At 66.1% G+C, this 13493-nt stretch carries 19 protein-coding genes; 17 read left to right on the forward strand and 2 right to left on the reverse strand.

The window, feature by feature from the left end; all coding sequences use genetic code 11:
• Window positions 1-80: 80 nt before the first annotated feature.
• Window positions 81-812 carry a HEAT repeat domain-containing protein gene (locus QEG98_RS17390; RefSeq protein WP_316567448.1) on the reverse strand — a complete coding sequence of 244 codons (732 nt, stop codon included), beginning with the start codon at window positions 810-812 and terminating at the stop codon, window positions 81-83.
• A gap of 91 nt (window positions 813-903) precedes the next feature.
• On the reverse strand, window positions 904-2079 hold the full coding sequence (locus tag QEG98_RS17395) for a DnaJ C-terminal domain-containing protein (protein WP_090494993.1): 1176 nt from the start codon (window positions 2077-2079) through the stop codon (window positions 904-906).
• A gap of 112 nt (window positions 2080-2191) precedes the next feature.
• Between QEG98_RS17395 and QEG98_RS17400 the strand changes: the two genes are divergently transcribed.
• The 17 genes from QEG98_RS17400 to rplN all read left to right on the forward strand — a co-directional run bounded on the left by QEG98_RS17400 (window position 2192) and on the right by rplN (window position 13476).
• A complete protein-coding gene (locus tag QEG98_RS17400; protein WP_316567449.1) occupies window positions 2192-2350 on the forward strand; it encodes a hypothetical protein in 159 nt (52 codons plus the stop codon).
• 533 nt (window positions 2351-2883) lie between these two features.
• Window positions 2884-3378 carry a ribosomal protein S18-alanine N-acetyltransferase gene (gene rimI / locus QEG98_RS17405; RefSeq protein ID WP_090494991.1) on the forward strand — a complete coding sequence of 165 codons (495 nt, stop codon included), beginning with the start codon at window positions 2884-2886 and terminating at the stop codon, window positions 3376-3378.
• 221 nt (window positions 3379-3599) lie between these two features.
• Window positions 3600-3971, forward strand: coding sequence for a 30S ribosomal protein S12 (rpsL, locus tag QEG98_RS17410; RefSeq protein ID WP_002637381.1), 372 nt, complete (start codon window positions 3600-3602; stop codon window positions 3969-3971).
• Window positions 3972-4121: 150 nt separating this feature from the next.
• Window positions 4122-4592: a 30S ribosomal protein S7 gene (gene rpsG, locus QEG98_RS17415; RefSeq protein WP_011553340.1), complete on the forward strand. Its 471-nt coding sequence runs from the start codon at window positions 4122-4124 to the stop codon at window positions 4590-4592.
• 144 nt (window positions 4593-4736) lie between these two features.
• On the forward strand, window positions 4737-6812 hold the full coding sequence (gene fusA, locus QEG98_RS17420) for an elongation factor G (protein WP_316567450.1): 2076 nt from the start codon (window positions 4737-4739) through the stop codon (window positions 6810-6812).
• A 144-nt stretch (window positions 6813-6956) separates the two neighbouring features.
• Complete coding sequence (tuf, locus tag QEG98_RS17425) at window positions 6957-8147, forward strand: elongation factor Tu (protein WP_316567308.1); 1191 nt, start codon at window positions 6957-6959, stop codon at window positions 8145-8147.
• Between the two features lie 201 nt (window positions 8148-8348).
• Window positions 8349-8657, forward strand: a complete 309-nt coding sequence (gene rpsJ, locus QEG98_RS17430) for a 30S ribosomal protein S10 (RefSeq protein ID WP_002633608.1) — start codon at window positions 8349-8351, stop codon at window positions 8655-8657.
• Window positions 8658-8710: 53 nt separating this feature from the next.
• Window positions 8711-9334 (forward strand): 50S ribosomal protein L4, encoded by a 624-nt coding sequence (gene rplD, locus QEG98_RS17435; protein ID WP_002633607.1) that lies wholly within the window; start codon window positions 8711-8713, stop codon window positions 9332-9334.
• Entirely contained in the window at window positions 9331-9624 is a 294-nt protein-coding gene (locus QEG98_RS17440; RefSeq protein WP_002633606.1) for a 50S ribosomal protein L23, read from the forward strand. Before rplD ends, QEG98_RS17440 begins: the two co-directional genes overlap by 4 nt.
• 34 nt (window positions 9625-9658) lie before the next feature.
• Entirely contained in the window at window positions 9659-10504 is an 846-nt protein-coding gene (gene rplB / locus QEG98_RS17445; RefSeq protein ID WP_011553343.1) for a 50S ribosomal protein L2, read from the forward strand.
• Window positions 10505-10513: 9 nt separating this feature from the next.
• A complete protein-coding gene (gene rpsS, locus QEG98_RS17450) occupies window positions 10514-10801 on the forward strand; it encodes a 30S ribosomal protein S19 (protein WP_002633604.1) in 288 nt (95 codons plus the stop codon).
• Window positions 10802-10836: 35 nt separating this feature from the next.
• Complete coding sequence (gene rplV / locus QEG98_RS17455; protein ID WP_013939877.1) at window positions 10837-11181, forward strand: 50S ribosomal protein L22; 345 nt, start codon at window positions 10837-10839, stop codon at window positions 11179-11181.
• 41 nt (window positions 11182-11222) lie between these two features.
• On the forward strand, window positions 11223-11885 hold the full coding sequence (rpsC, locus tag QEG98_RS17460) for a 30S ribosomal protein S3 (protein ID WP_002633602.1): 663 nt from the start codon (window positions 11223-11225) through the stop codon (window positions 11883-11885).
• A gap of 66 nt (window positions 11886-11951) precedes the next feature.
• The gene (rplP, locus tag QEG98_RS17465; RefSeq protein WP_002633601.1) at window positions 11952-12371 is read left to right on the forward strand and encodes a 50S ribosomal protein L16; all 420 of its coding nucleotides are present in this window, start codon (window positions 11952-11954) and stop codon (window positions 12369-12371) included.
• Window positions 12372-12416: 45 nt separating this feature from the next.
• A complete protein-coding gene (rpmC, locus tag QEG98_RS17470; protein ID WP_011553344.1) occupies window positions 12417-12623 on the forward strand; it encodes a 50S ribosomal protein L29 in 207 nt (68 codons plus the stop codon).
• A gap of 102 nt (window positions 12624-12725) precedes the next feature.
• Window positions 12726-13040 (forward strand): 30S ribosomal protein S17, encoded by a 315-nt coding sequence (gene rpsQ / locus QEG98_RS17475; RefSeq protein WP_026114015.1) that lies wholly within the window; start codon window positions 12726-12728, stop codon window positions 13038-13040.
• 67 nt (window positions 13041-13107) lie between these two features.
• On the forward strand, window positions 13108-13476 hold the full coding sequence (gene rplN, locus QEG98_RS17480) for a 50S ribosomal protein L14 (RefSeq protein ID WP_002633598.1): 369 nt from the start codon (window positions 13108-13110) through the stop codon (window positions 13474-13476).
• Window positions 13477-13493 lie beyond the last annotated feature (17 nt).

A 13493-nucleotide genomic window follows, 5' to 3' on the forward strand; every position in this document is an offset into this window, starting at 1 on the left:
TCCGCGCGCATGTGAACGGCCTCTGCCTTCCGAGGCCTTCCGGAGGACAGTGGCCGTGTCGGCTGGCCGACAGCCGGGGCTCAGGCCCGGCGCTGGATGCGCTGGTCGTTACCCAGGGCGTAGGGCTCCACCAGCAGCGGCTGCACCTTCTCCTGGTAGCCCTCCACGGAGAAGCCACCTTCCGCCAGCGCGCTGAGTACGGACGTCTGCACCCGGCGAGCCGTCTCGTCAGCGGTGAGCAGCTTCAGCATGGGCTCGCGCGCCGGCTCGTACTTGAAGACGCCCAGCGCCTTGAGCGCGGCGATCTTCACGTCGTCCGACATATCCTCCAGGAAGGGCACCACCGCGGGGGGGATGCGGGGGTCCTGGCTGCTGGCCACGTGGTGCAGCAGCACCACCTTCTTCTCCGGGTTGCGCGTGTAGTGGGCGGACAGGTGCTGGAGCGCGTTCACGCAGGCGGTGATGGTCTCCTCTTCGGAGGTCAGCTCACCGAGCAGCCGCAGGGCCCACGAGGCGGCCTGCTCGCTGGTGCGCAGGAACTCCAGGATGGGCGGCACGGCCACGTCCTTGCCGAAGCTCTTCACCAGCTCGAACGTGTGCTCCTTCTCATCCGCGTCCGTGGTGAGCGGGTCCACGGTGAGGGTGAAGCGGCTGAGCAGCACGGACACAGCCTCGGGGACCTTCATCTCCCCCAGTTGCTGGATGGCCTTCTGCCGGGTCGCGGGGTCGCCGTACTTCTGGGTGACCTTGGGCTTGAGCTTGAGGGCTTTCTCGGGGCCCGATCCGCCCGTGAAGATGTCTAAGAGGCCCATGTGCGCGTGTGCTCCGTATGGTTCGGCGGCGTGAGAAGGTGGGGCGCAGTCCGTCTATGACGGTGCGACGCCCAGGACAAGAGGCAAGAGGCTAGAGCGTCAGCTCGCGGCGAACGTCGCCCTGGTAGGCCCGGGCGAGCGCCTCGGCGGCGGCCCGAGCCTCGGCGGTTGTTTCCTCGGGAACCTTCACCTGGAGGTGGAGGTACAGGTCGCCCTGCGCTCCGCCCTTGAGCGAGGGAACGCCGCGCCCCTTCAGTCGCATGCGGCGGCCGGATTGGGAGTGGGGGAGCACCTTCACGGTGACTTCCCCCTGGAACGTGGGGACGCGCACGTCGGCGCCCAGCAGGGCCTCGGAGACCGTCACGGGCAGATCGAGGTGCAGGTCGTCGCCTTCGCGACGCACGAGGGGATGTTCGGCCACCTCGGTCTCGATATAGAGGTCACCTGGGGGGCCGCCTCGCGTCCCCGCCGCGCCCTGGCCGGAGAGCCGCACCTTCGAGCCGGTGTGCACGCCCGCGGGAATCTTCACCGTCAGCCGGGCCAGCTCCTCCTTGACACCCGAGCCCCCGCACTGGGGGCAGGGCGGCGCGGCCTTGCCCGTGCCATGGCAGTTGGGGCACGCGCCCGCGCCACCGAACAGGCTCCCGGAGCGCCGGGAGCGGCCGGTGCCGTTGCAAACGTTGCAGGTGGACACCGGTCCTGATGTCCCCCGGCCACTGCACGTGGAGCACCGGCCCGGACGGTTGAAGGCCAGGGGGCGCTCGGTGCCGGAGACGGCTTCGGCCAGGGTGAGCTGGACGCGGACCGTCAGGTCCTCTCCACGCTCAGGCCCGGCGTTGCGAGCCCGACGCCCGAACATCTCGCCAATGTCGAAGCCCCCAGGGGCGCCGCCCGCAGCGCCACCGCCACGGCCTCCGAACAGGTCGCCGAAGAGGTCACCCAGGTCGAAGCCTTCGGCGCCATAGGGAATGCCCCCGGCACCGGCGCTCCCGGCCGAGGCTTTGTAGGCCCGATAGGCCTCCGCCTTCTTTTCGTCGAAGCCAATCTTCTCGGCGTCCGGGCCGAACTCGTCGTAGAGCTTGCGCTTCCGGGTGTCTGAAAGCACCTCGAACGCCGCGCTCACCTGCTTGAACTTCTCCTCGGCGGCCTTGTTGCCCGGGTTGACGTCCGGGTGGTACTTGCGCGCCAGCTTGCGGTACGCCTTCTTGACGTCCTCCGCTGAGGCCGACCGATCGACGCCGAGGGTCTGGTAGTAGTCGTCCGCCATTTGTTCCCGCCGTGGTGTACCCGATTCAACGTAACCAGCCGGTAGGCACGCGCCAGCAAGGACTGTCCGGACCGTGCGAGATGTATAAAGTCGCCGGAGGATGAGGGAGCCCATGTCACCGCCTCGCTGGCTCGGCGCGGATACCCTGTGGCTTGCGGGCTGGCTCTCGCTGGCGCCAGCCGTGGGGACTGCGGCCACCCCGCCGGTCACCGTGGAGGGCCGGGTCGCGGACCGGGTGGTGGCCATCATCGAGGGCCGGTGCTCACCCTGAGCGAGCTGCGCTTCGAGGCCCGGGTCGCGCTCCTCCAGCGAGGCGGCGTGCAGGCCCTGGAGCTCCCGCTCGACGAGGACACGCTCCGGGGGGCCCTGGAGCTCATCATCAACCAGCGGGTCCAGGTCCTGAATGCGGACCGGCTGCAGGCCTTCCCTGCCGAGCCCGCGGAGGTCCAGGCGCGGGTGGACGCATTCCAGGCGCTGCTGGGAGGGGAGGCGGCGTTGAAGCGGTTCCTGTCCCGCCATGACGTGGACGTGCAGGGGCTGGAGCGGGTGTTGGCGCGGGGGCTTCGGGCCGAGCGCATCCTGGACAGCCGCATCCGGCTGCGGGCGCAGGTGGGGAGACCGAGGTCCGCCGCCACTTCGAGCAGAACGCGGACGAATACCCGCAAGGCTACGAGGCGGCGCGTGCCTCCATCCGGGAGAAGCTGGTTCGGGAGCGGTATGGGGCGCTGGCGGCGGAAGAGCTGGCGCAGGTGCGGGCCTCGGCGCAGGTGCGCCGCGTGGCCCCTTTGCCCGGGAGGCAAGTCGATGAGGCGGATGCGCGAGGAGCCGGCGCCCGAGGCCCGGCACGGCTACATCATCCGGCAGATGACGGCGGAGGATCTGTCCGCGGTCATGCTGCTGGAGCAGGCCTCGTTCAAGAATCCCTGGTCCCAGGACCTGCTCAAGCGCGAGCTTCAGCACGAATGGTCCACCATCCTCCTGGTGGAGGAGGAGCGGGAGGCGGACGGGCCGGAGCTGCTGGGCCTGGCCATCTTCTGGATCGTCCATGACGAGGTGCACGTGCTGAACGTGGCCACCGCGCCCAAGCACCGGCGCCGGGGCGTGGCGCGCGCCGTCATGGACGAGGTCCTGGCGCGGGGGAGGGCCAAGCGCTGCACCCTGGCCACCCTGGAGGTGCGCAAGAGCAACGAGGCCGCGCTCCAGCTCTACCGGGCCTTCGGTTTCCGCCCCGTCGGCATCCGGCCGAACTACTACGTCGACGAGGGCGAGGACGCCGTCGTGATGGTCCTCGACTTCTAACCGCACGCGGAGTAGAGGACCGCCCCGTCGTAGACCAGCCGTGCGCGGAAGCGCCGAGGCGGGGAATGGGACCTGGGGCCCTGGCCGGTTGTAGGCAAGGGACAGGCCGTGCTTGACACGGATAGGCCCCTTCCTATACTCGCGCGCCTTTCCGTTGTCTTGTAGGTAGATATGCGCCGCCTGGTGTCTCTGGCGGCGACGAACCCGAAGAAGAGGTATCAGTGCCGACCATTAGCCAGCTGGTCCGCAAGGGCCGCGAGAAGCTCGTCGTCAAGGGCAAGAGCCCCGCGCTCAAGGAGTCCCCTCAGAAGCGTGGCGTCTGCACGCGCGTGTACACCACGACCCCGAAGAAGCCGAACTCGGCCCTCCGCAAGGTGGCCCGTGTTCGTCTGACGAACGGGATCGAGGTCACGTCCTACATCCCCGGCGTGGGTCACAACCTCCAGGAGCACTCGGTGGTGATGATTCGCGGTGGCCGTGTGAAGGACCTCCCGGGCGTCCGCTACCACATCGTCCGTGGAACGCTGGACTCCGTGGGTGTCGCGGGTCGCAAGCAGAGCCGCTCCAAGTACGGCGCGAAGCGTCCGAGCTGATCGCTCGTCACGCGGATCACCTTCTGTAGCGCAGAGTTCGGACGCATCGCCCCGCACCCTGGGGAGCGTCCTTGTGAAGTTCCTCCTGCAGTACTTGAAGCCCCGTGGATTTCTCCCAATGGGAGTGGGGCGTAAGGGAAGAGAGAAGAGATGCCTCGCCGTCGCGTAGTCGCCAAGCGCAAGATTCTTCCGGATCCGAAGTTCCAGGACCGGCTCGTCACCAAGTTCGTCAACGACCTGATGCGGAAGGGCAAGAAGTCCATCGCGGAAGGCGTTTGCTACGGTGCCTTCGCCCTCATTGAGGAGCGCGCGAAGGAAGATCCCCTCAAGACCTTCAAGAAGGCCCTCGACAACGTCAAGCCGGTGCTCGAGGTCAAGAGCCGCCGCGTCGGTGGCGCCACCTACCAGGTGCCTGTCGAGGTCCGTCAGGACCGCCGCGTGGCGCTCGGCATGCGTTGGATCATCACCTACTCCAAGGCGCGTGGTGAGAAGACCATGCAGGAGAAGCTGGCCGGTGAGATCATGGACGCCGCCAACAACCGCGGCAACGCGGTGAAGAAGCGTGAAGACACGCACAAGATGGCGGAGGCCAACAAGGCCTTCGCTCACTACCGCTGGTAGGCCCTAGAGGCTTCGCGGTTACCGCCCGGGTGCAGAGGATGCATCCGGGCGGTTTTGTTAGATGAAGCAGGTTCTCTGAATCCGTCCGGCCGGCAGGTGTCGAGGCCTCGGGCCCGCCCTTCCTCCCTGGAGAGGTATTGAGTCATGGCCCGTGAGTACCCCCTCGATCGCTACCGCAACATCGGCATCATGGCGCACATCGATGCCGGCAAGACGACGACCACGGAGCGCATTCTCTTCTACACCGGCGCCATCCACCGGATGGGCGAGGTGCACGAAGGCAACACCACCACCGACTGGATGGTGCAGGAGCGTGAGCGCGGCATCACGATCACGTCCGCCGCCATCTCCGCCTTCTGGGCCCGGCACGACCAGCGCTACCGCGTCAACATCATCGACACGCCGGGACACGTGGACTTCACCATCGAGGTGGAGCGCAGCCTGCGCGTGCTGGACGGCGCCATCGCGGTGTTCGACGCCGTGAACGGCGTGGAGCCGCAGTCGGAGACGGTGTGGCGCCAGGCGGACAAGTACAAGGTCCCCCGCATCTGCTTCGTCAACAAGATGGACCGGGTGGGCGCCGACTTCGAGATGTCCGTGGGCACCATCCGCGAGAAGCTGGGCGCGCGTGCGGTCCGCATGCAGCTGCCGCTGGGCGCGGAGGACAAGCACCGCGGCGTCATCGACCTGCTGAAGATGAAGGCCCTGGTGTTCCAGGACTCGGAGCAGGGCAGCCACTACGAAGAGACGGACATCCCCGAGGAGTTCAAGGAGGCGGCGGACGCTGCCCGCGCCGAGCTGCTGGAGGCCGCGGCCGAGCAGGATGACGCGCTGACGGAGAAGTTCCTCGAGGGCGTGGAGCTGACCGAGGACGAGGTGCGTGGCGCCATCCGCAAGGGGTGCCTGGGCTTGAAGCTGTTCCCGGTGTTCTGCGGTTCGGCCTTCCGCCACAAGGGCGTGCAGCCGCTGCTGGACGCGGTGGTGGACTACCTGCCCAGCCCGCTGGAGGTGCCGCCCATCCACGGCAAGACGCCCAACGGCGAGGACGCCGTGCGCGAGACGCGGGACGACGCGCCCTTCAGCGCGCTGGCGTTCAAGATCATGAACGACCCCGCGTTCCAGTCCCAGACGCTGACCTTTCTCCGCGTGTACTCCGGCAAGCTGGAGGCGGGCTCTGCGGTGTGGAACTCGGTGAAGGGCAAGCGCGAGCGCATCAGCCGGCTCGTGCAGATGCGCGCGGACAAGAAGGACGAAATCACCGAGTGCTATGCCGGTGATATCTGCGCCGTGGTGGGCCTGAAGCTGGCCGGCACGGGCGACACGCTCTGCGACGACAAGCAGCCCATCATCCTGGAGCGGATGGATTTCCCCGAGCCGGTCATCGACATCGCCATCGAGCCGAAGTCGACGGCGGACCAGGACAAGATCCTCCAGTCGCTGCAGCGCCTGGCCATGGAGGACCCGTCCTTCCGCGTGAGGACCAACGAGGAGACGGGGCAGACGCTCATCGCCGGCATGGGCGAACTCCACCTGGAAATCATCGTCGACCGCCTCCTGCGTGAGTTCAAGGTCGACGCGAACATCGGCAAGCCCCAGGTGGCCTACCGCGAGACCGTCACCACGCAGGTGGAGATGGAAGGGAAGTACATCCGCCAGACGGGTGGCCGAGGCCAGTACGGCCATATCTGGCTGCGCGTGGCCCCCAATGAGCCAGGGAAGGGATTCTCCTTCGAGAACAAGGTCACCGGCGGCGTGGTCTCCAAGGAGTTCGTCGACGCGGTGAAGGCCGGGTGCGCCGAGGCCATGCAGAACGGCCCGGTGGCCGGCTACCCCATGGTGGACGTGAAGGTGGAGGCCTTCGACGGCTCCATGCACGACGTGGACTCCAGCGAGATGGCGTTCAAGATCGCCGGCTCGCTGGCCTTCAAGGACGCCGTGCGCACGGCCACGCCCGTGCTCCTCGAGCCCATCATGAACTGCGAAATCGTCACGCCCGATGACTTCATGGGCGACGTCATCGGCGACCTGAACGGGCGGCGCGGGAAGGTGCAGGGGATGACCCCCCGGCCCGGTCGTGTGCAGGCCATCCAGGCGCAGGTGCCCCTGGCGGCCATGTTCGGCTACTCGACCGACCTGCGCAGCCGCAGTCAGGGAAGGGCGACCTACACCATGCAGTTCAGTCACTACGCGCCCGCGCCCAAGACGGCGCTCAACCGCTGAGTGGCTTCGGCCCGGCCGTGGGCCGGTCGGGCGATTTCAGTTGACGTGGTGGCAGGTTTGGAGCAGGACGCAGCACCTTCGCAGTTGTTTTCCGCGAGTCGAGACGTGCCGGGCTTTGGACCGGCAACCCCGTGAGGAGAGGCCATGGCCAAGGAAAAGTTCGAGCGTAACAAGCCCCACGTGAACATCGGCACGATCGGACACGTGGACCACGGCAAGACGTCGCTGACGGCCGCCATCACCAAGGTGCTGGCGAAGACGGGCGGCGCCACGTTCCTGGCGTACGACCTGATTGACAAGGCGCCGGAGGAGCGTGAGCGCGGTATCACGATTTCCACCTCGCACGTGGAGTACCAGACGGCGAACCGGCACTACGCCCACGTCGACTGTCCGGGTCACGCCGACTACGTGAAGAACATGATCACGGGCGCGGCGCAGATGGACGGCGCCATCCTGGTGGTGTCGGCGGCGGACGGCCCGATGCCGCAGACGCGTGAGCACATCCTGCTGGCGCGCCAGGTCGGCGTTCCGTACATCGTGGTCTTCCTGAACAAGGTGGACATGCTGGACGACCCCGAGCTGCGCGAGCTCGTGGAGATGGAAGTCCGCGACCTGCTGAAGAAGTACGAGTTCCCTGGCGACGACATCCCCATCGTCCCGGGCTCGGCGCTCAAGGCGCTGGAGGGTGACACCAGCGACATCGGCGAGCCGGCCATCCTGAAGCTGATGGAGGCGGTGGACAGCTACATCCCGACGCCGCAGCGCGCGACGGACAAGCCCTTCCTGATGCCGGTGGAGGACGTGTTCTCCATCTCCGGCCGCGGCACGGTGGCCACGGGCCGCGTCGAGCGCGGTATCATCAAGGTCGGCGAGGAAGTGGAAGTCGTCGGTCTGCGCCCGACGCAGAAGACGGTCGTCACGGGCGTGGAGATGTTCCGCAAGCTGCTGGACATGGGCATGGCGGGCGACAACATCGGCGCGCTGGTGCGCGGCCTGAAGCGCGAGGACATGGAGCGCGGCCAGGTGCTGGCCAAGCCGGGCAGCATCACCCCGCACACCAAGTTCAAGGCGCAAATCTACGTGCTGTCGAAGGAAGAGGGTGGTCGTCACACCCCGTTCTTCAAGGGCTACCGCCCGCAGTTCTACTTCCGCACCACGGACGTGACGGGCTCGGTGAAGCTGCCGGAGAACGTCGAAATGGTGATGCCGGGCGACAACATCGCCATCGAGGTGGAGCTCATCACCCCCGTGGCCATGGAGAAGGAGCTGCGCTTCGCTGTTCGCGAGGGTGGCCGCACGGTGGGTGCCGGCGTCGTGGCGGAAATCATCGAGTAGCGCAAACCCCCAGTGGCTCCCTGCGTTCCCAATTCCGGGAAATTTCAGGGAGCCGTTGGGAATCATGTTGCACACCCTGGGGCGGGATGGTACACACCGCGCCCCTTCGTTCTGAAGAAACGGCTCTGTGAAATCCAGGGGACGTCGGTCGTAACGCCCTCCCGCGGCAGAGGCAGAGTCCGTTCAAAGAGGTTCTTGCGAATGGCGACACAGAAGATCCGCATCCGGCTGAAGGCGTACGACTCGAAGCTCCTGGACCAGAGCGCGGGTGAGATCGTCGAGACGGCCAAGCGCACAGGCGCGAAGGTGGCCGGTCCGATCCCCCTTCCCACGCGCATCAACAAGTTCACGGTGCTGCGGTCTCCGCACGTGGACAAGAAGAGCCGTGAGCAGTTCGAGATCCGCACGCACAAGCGCCTGCTCGATATCCTCGAGCCCACGCAGCAGACGCTGGATGCGCTGATGAAGCTGGATCTGTCGGCTGGCGTTGACGTCGAGATCAAGTCCTAGGAAGCGGGTGGGCGTTTGAGTGGTTTCACTCCGACCCCCGCGAGGAAAGTGCCATGGCGAAGTTTGACGTTGTCGACCTGGATTTGAAGAAGGTGTCGGAGATTGAGCTCTCCGACGATGTCTTCGGCACCGAGCCGAACGCCCACCTGTTTTACGAGGTGGCGAAGATGCAGCAGATCAACCGGCGCCGCGGCACGGTCGGGGTGAAGAACACCTCGCTGGTCAGCGGCGGCGGCAAGAAGCCCTGGAAGCAGAAGGGCACCGGCCGCGCTCGTCAGGGCTCCATCCGCGCTTCCCACTGGGTGGGCGGCGGTAAGGCGATGGCTCCCAAGGCGCGCGACTACTTCTACCGCCCGCCCCGCAAGGTGCGCCGCGGCGCCCTGAAGTCCGCGCTGTCACTGCGGGCCCAGGAGAAGACGCTCATCATCCTGGACGGCTTCTCCCTGGATGCTCCGAAGAGCAAGCAGGCCTTCGAGGTCCTCACCAAGCGTCTGAAGCTCCAGAACGCCCTGGTGATTGACGACAAGGGTAACACCAACCTGCACCGCAGCGTGCGCAACCTGGCGAAGTTCGACGTGCTGCCGCCCGAGGGCCTGAACCTCGAGGCCGTTCTCCGGCACTCGCACCTCGTCCTCACGTCCGCGGCCGCGAAGACCCTCGAGGGGGCGCTGTCATGAATCTGAACGACGTCATCAAGGGCCCGCTCATCACCGAGAAGCTGGACAAGGCCCGCGAGAAGTTCCGCCAGTACTCGTTCATCGTCGACCGCAAGGCGACGAAGCACGACGTCGCCCGCGCGGTGGAGACGCTCTTCAAGGTCACCGTCGAGGGCGTGAACACCAACATCGTCCGCGGCAAGATCAAGCGGGTGGGTCGTAGCATCGGCAAGCGGCCCAACTTCAAGAAGGCGGTTGTGACGCTGAAGCAGGGCGACTCGATCGAACTCTTCGAGGGAGGGGCGGCCTGACGCCACGGCGTCGAGCCAGCCTGAGGAACACACCATGGGCATCAAGAAGTACAAGCCGACTAGCGCCGCCCGCCGTCTGATGACGGTGTCCGACTTCGCGGACATCACCAAGGACTCGCCCGAGAAGAGCCTCACCGAGCCGCTCAAGCGCTCCGGTGGTCGCAACGTCCACGGGCACATCACCCGCCGGCACCAGGGTGGCGGCCACAAGCGCCGCTACCGCGTCATCGACTTCAAGCGCCGGGACAAGGATGGCGTCCCCGCGAAGGTCGTGGCCGTCGAGTACGACCCCAACCGCACCGCCAACATCGCCCTGCTGCACTACGCGGACGGCGAGAAGCGCTACATCCTCGCTCCGGTGGGTCTGAGCGTGGGTGACACGGTGTTCGCCGGCGAAGGCGCGGACATCCGGCCTGGCAACAGCCTGCCGCTGCAGAACATCCCGGTGGGTACGGTCATCCACAACGTGGAGCTGAAGCCGGGCCGTGGCGCCCAGGTCATCCGCTCCGCCGGCACGTCCGGACAGCTGATGGCGAAGGAGGACCGTTACGCGCAGGTGCGTATGCCCTCCGGCACCGTCCGCAAGGTCCTCATCGAGTGCCGCGCCACCGTGGGCCAGGTCGGCAACATCGAGCACGAAATCATCCGTATCGGCAAGGCGGGTAAGAGCCGCTGGCTGGGCATTCGTCCCACCGTCCGCGGTCTGGCGATGAACCCGGTCGACCACCCGCACGGCGGTGGTGAAGGCAAGTCCGGTCAGGGTAACCCGCACCCTGTGTCCCCCTGGGGCAAGAAGACCAAGGGTCTCACCACGCGCACTAACAAGCGCACTGACAAGTTCATCGTGTCCGGCCGCCGCCAGGGCGCGCGCAGCCAGTAAGAGGATTCCATGGCTCGTTCGATCAAGAAGGGTCCGTTCGTCGACGACTTCCTCGTGAAGAAGATCGAGGACATGATCAAGACGAACAAGAAGGCCGTCGTAAAGACGTGGTCCCGCCGCTCCACGATTCTTCCGGAGTTCGTGGGTCACACCTTCGCGGTGCACAACGGGAAGAAGTTCATCCCGGTGTTCGTCACGGAGAACATGGTTGGCCACAAGCTCGGCGAGTTCGCCCCGACGCGTACGTTCGGCGGCCACTCGGCGGAGAAGAAGGTCGCCAAGGCCCCGGGCAAGTAGCCTGGCGCATTGCCTGAGAGCCTGAGGAGAAGACCATGGAGTCGACTGCACATCTGCGTTTCCTGCGCATGAGCCCCCGCAAGATTTCCACCGTTGCGGAGCTCGTCCGGGGCAAGCCTGTTGAGGCGGCCCTCAACATCCTGAAGTTCACCAAGCGCGCCGCGGCCAAGCCGGTGGAGAAGCTCATCAAGAGCGCCGTGGCCAACGCGACTGACAAGTCCAAGGGCCAGGTCGACGTGGACACGCTCTACGTGAAGACCATCTCCGTGGACCAGGGTCCCACCCAGCGCCGGTTCATGCCGCGCGCCATGGGCCGGGCCACCCCCATCAAGAAGAAGACGGCCCACGTCCACGTGGTGCTCGCCGAGGCGAAGAAGTAGGACCCGTCGGGCCCTGCCCGGACGCTTCAAGGAGAATCACGTTGGGACAGAAAGTTCATCCGATCGGGTTCCGGCTTGGTGTCATCAAGACCTGGGACTCCAAGTGGTTCGAGCACAAGAACTACGCGCAGTGGCTCCACGAGGACATCCGCATCCGCGAGTTCGTGAAGAAGTCGCTGAACCACGCGGGCGTGTCGAAGGTGGAGATCGAGCGCGCGGCCAACAAGGTCAAGGTCAACGTCCACACTGCGCGGCCGGGCATCGTCATCGGCAAGCGCGGCGCGGGCATTGAGACGGTGAAGAAGGACCTCCAGCAGTTCACGAAGAACGAGGTCTTCCTCAACATCGTCGAGGTCCGCAAGGCTGAGACCGACGCGCAGCTGGTGGCGGAGAACATCGCCACGCAGCTCGAGCGCCGCATCGCGTTCCGCAGGGCCATGAAGAAGGCCCTGCAGACGGCGATGAAGTTCGGTGCCAAGGGCATCCGCGTGGCCTGCTCGGGCCGCCTCGGTGGCGCGGAGATGGCGCGCTACGAGTGGTACCGCGAGGGTCGCGTGCCCCTGCACACCCTGCGCGCGGACATTGACTACGGTTTCGCCGAGGCGAAGACGACCTACGGCAAGATCGGCTGCAAGGTCTGGGTCTGCAAGGGCGAGGTCCTCCCGGGCAAGGGTGGCCAGGCCCCCATGCCCTCCAACCGGTAATCAGTCCACCCGCGCCGGGCGCTCCCAGAAGGGGCGCCCGGGGCAGGGCGGCGAAGGACAGCGACGATGCTTCAGCCTGCTCGTACGAAGTACCGCAAGATGCACAAGGGCCGCATGCCTGGCAGTGCCCACCGGGGTAGCGACATGACCTACGGTGAGTACGGCCTGATGAGCCTCCAGCCGGGGTGGATCACCTCCCGGCAGATCGAGGCGGCTCGTATCGCGATGACGCGTCACGTGAAGCGTGGCGGCAAGATCTGGATCCGTATCTTCCCGGACAAGCCCATCACCAAGAAGCCCGCTGAGACCCGTATGGGTACCGGTAAGGGTGGCGTGGAGTACTACGTCGCGGTGGTGAAGCCCGGCCGCATCCTCTACGAGATGGAGGGTATGACGCCGGAAGTGGCCACCGGGGCGCTGAAGCTGGCGCAGGCGAAGCTGCCGGTGCTCACGAAGATCGTGAAGCGGGCGGACCTGAGCCTCTAAGGCACCGAGCGGCGGGAGCTGGTCCCCTGGACAGCTTCCGCTCGCATGGAGAGTGAAATGGCGACTGCGAAGGAATTGAAGGAACTGTCGGCGGACGACCTGAAGCAGCGCGCGGCGGAGCTGCGCGAGACGCTGTTCCAGGACCAGCTGAAGCGGCGGACCGGTTCGCTGGACAACCCGGCCGAGCGCACCCAGCACCGACGGGACCTGGCGCGGGTTCTGACCGTGCTGACCCAGAAGACGAAGGCTTAAGGGCTGAACACCCACGACTCCAAGCGCGCTCAGCTGATAGAGGAGCGCGTGCGGCCATCCGGGCGCCAATGCCCGGGTGCATGAGAGACAGTGAGAGAGAAGATGGCTGAAGCGACCGAGACGCAGGCTTCTGAGACTTCCACCCGTGGCCGTCCCAAGACGCGCGTGGGGATTGTCACCTCCAACAAGATGCAGAAGACGGTGGTCGTCACCGTCCAGCGTCGGGCTCCGCACCCGAAGTACGGGAAGATCATGAGCCTGCGCGAGAAGTACAAGGCGCACGTGGAGGATCACGACTACCCCAAGAAGATCACCATCAACGAGGGTGATCGGGTCCGGATCGCCGAGACCAAGCCCGCTTCGAAGGACAAGCGTTGGCGCGTGGTCGAGGTGCTGGAGAAGAGCAAGAACGTCTAGCACGCATGTCCCTTCCGCGCGGTCGTGAGGCGGCGCGGGATGGTCACCGGCGACAGGAGATTCCCAGATGATTCAGATGACGAGCGTGCTCGACGTGGCGGACAACTCGGGCGCGAAGAAGGTGTTCTGCATCAAGGTGCTCGGTGGTTCGAAGCGCAAGTATGCGTCCATCGGCGACGTGATTGTCGTCTCGGTGCGCGAGGCGCTTCCCAACTCGAAGGTGAAGAAGGGTGACGTGGCCAAGGCCGTCATCGTTCGCACCAAGCGCGAGGTGGGTCGTCCGGACGGCAGCTACATCAAGTTCGACGGCAACTCCGCGGTCCTCATCAACAAGGACATGGAGCCCATTGGTACGCGTATCTTCGGGCCGGTGGCCCGTGAGCTCCGCGCCCGCAAGTTCATGAAGATCATCTCGCTGGCGCCCGAAGTCCTCTGAGAGGACGGCAGGCCGGA

It is taken from the genome of Myxococcus sp. MxC21-1 (assembly GCF_032612255.1).
GTDB lineage: Bacteria > Myxococcota > Myxococcia > Myxococcales > Myxococcaceae > Myxococcus > Myxococcus virescens.

Bases quoted from the DNA above. Each gene is read 5' to 3' on its own strand.
- rplP (WP_002633601.1), top strand. From the start codon at position 11,952: ATGCTTCAGCCTGCTCGTACGAAGTACCGCAAGATGCACAAGGGCCGC.
- QEG98_RS17440 (WP_002633606.1), top strand. From the start codon at position 9,331: ATGAATCTGAACGACGTCATCAAGGGCCCGCTCATCACCGAGAAGCTG.
- QEG98_RS17390 (WP_316567448.1), bottom strand. From the start codon at position 812: ATGGGCCTCTTAGACATCTTCACGGGCGGATCGGGCCCCGAGAAAGCC.
- rplD (WP_002633607.1), top strand. From the start codon at position 8,711: ATGGCGAAGTTTGACGTTGTCGACCTGGATTTGAAGAAGGTGTCGGAG.
- QEG98_RS17395 (WP_090494993.1), bottom strand. From the start codon at position 2,079: ATGGCGGACGACTACTACCAGACCCTCGGCGTCGATCGGTCGGCCTCA.
- rpmC (WP_011553344.1), top strand. From the start codon at position 12,417: ATGGAGAGTGAAATGGCGACTGCGAAGGAATTGAAGGAACTGTCGGCG.
- fusA (WP_316567450.1), top strand. From the start codon at position 4,737: ATGGCCCGTGAGTACCCCCTCGATCGCTACCGCAACATCGGCATCATG.
- rpsG (WP_011553340.1), top strand. From the start codon at position 4,122: ATGCCTCGCCGTCGCGTAGTCGCCAAGCGCAAGATTCTTCCGGATCCG.
- rplN (WP_002633598.1), top strand. From the start codon at position 13,108: ATGATTCAGATGACGAGCGTGCTCGACGTGGCGGACAACTCGGGCGCG.
- rpsJ (WP_002633608.1), top strand. From the start codon at position 8,349: ATGGCGACACAGAAGATCCGCATCCGGCTGAAGGCGTACGACTCGAAG.
- rplB (WP_011553343.1), top strand. From the start codon at position 9,659: ATGGGCATCAAGAAGTACAAGCCGACTAGCGCCGCCCGCCGTCTGATG.
- rimI (WP_090494991.1), top strand. From the start codon at position 2,884: ATGAGGCGGATGCGCGAGGAGCCGGCGCCCGAGGCCCGGCACGGCTAC.
- QEG98_RS17400 (WP_316567449.1), top strand. From the start codon at position 2,192: ATGTCACCGCCTCGCTGGCTCGGCGCGGATACCCTGTGGCTTGCGGGC.
- rplV (WP_013939877.1), top strand. From the start codon at position 10,837: ATGGAGTCGACTGCACATCTGCGTTTCCTGCGCATGAGCCCCCGCAAG.
- rpsQ (WP_026114015.1), top strand. From the start codon at position 12,726: ATGGCTGAAGCGACCGAGACGCAGGCTTCTGAGACTTCCACCCGTGGC.
- tuf (WP_316567308.1), top strand. From the start codon at position 6,957: ATGGCCAAGGAAAAGTTCGAGCGTAACAAGCCCCACGTGAACATCGGC.
- rpsS (WP_002633604.1), top strand. From the start codon at position 10,514: ATGGCTCGTTCGATCAAGAAGGGTCCGTTCGTCGACGACTTCCTCGTG.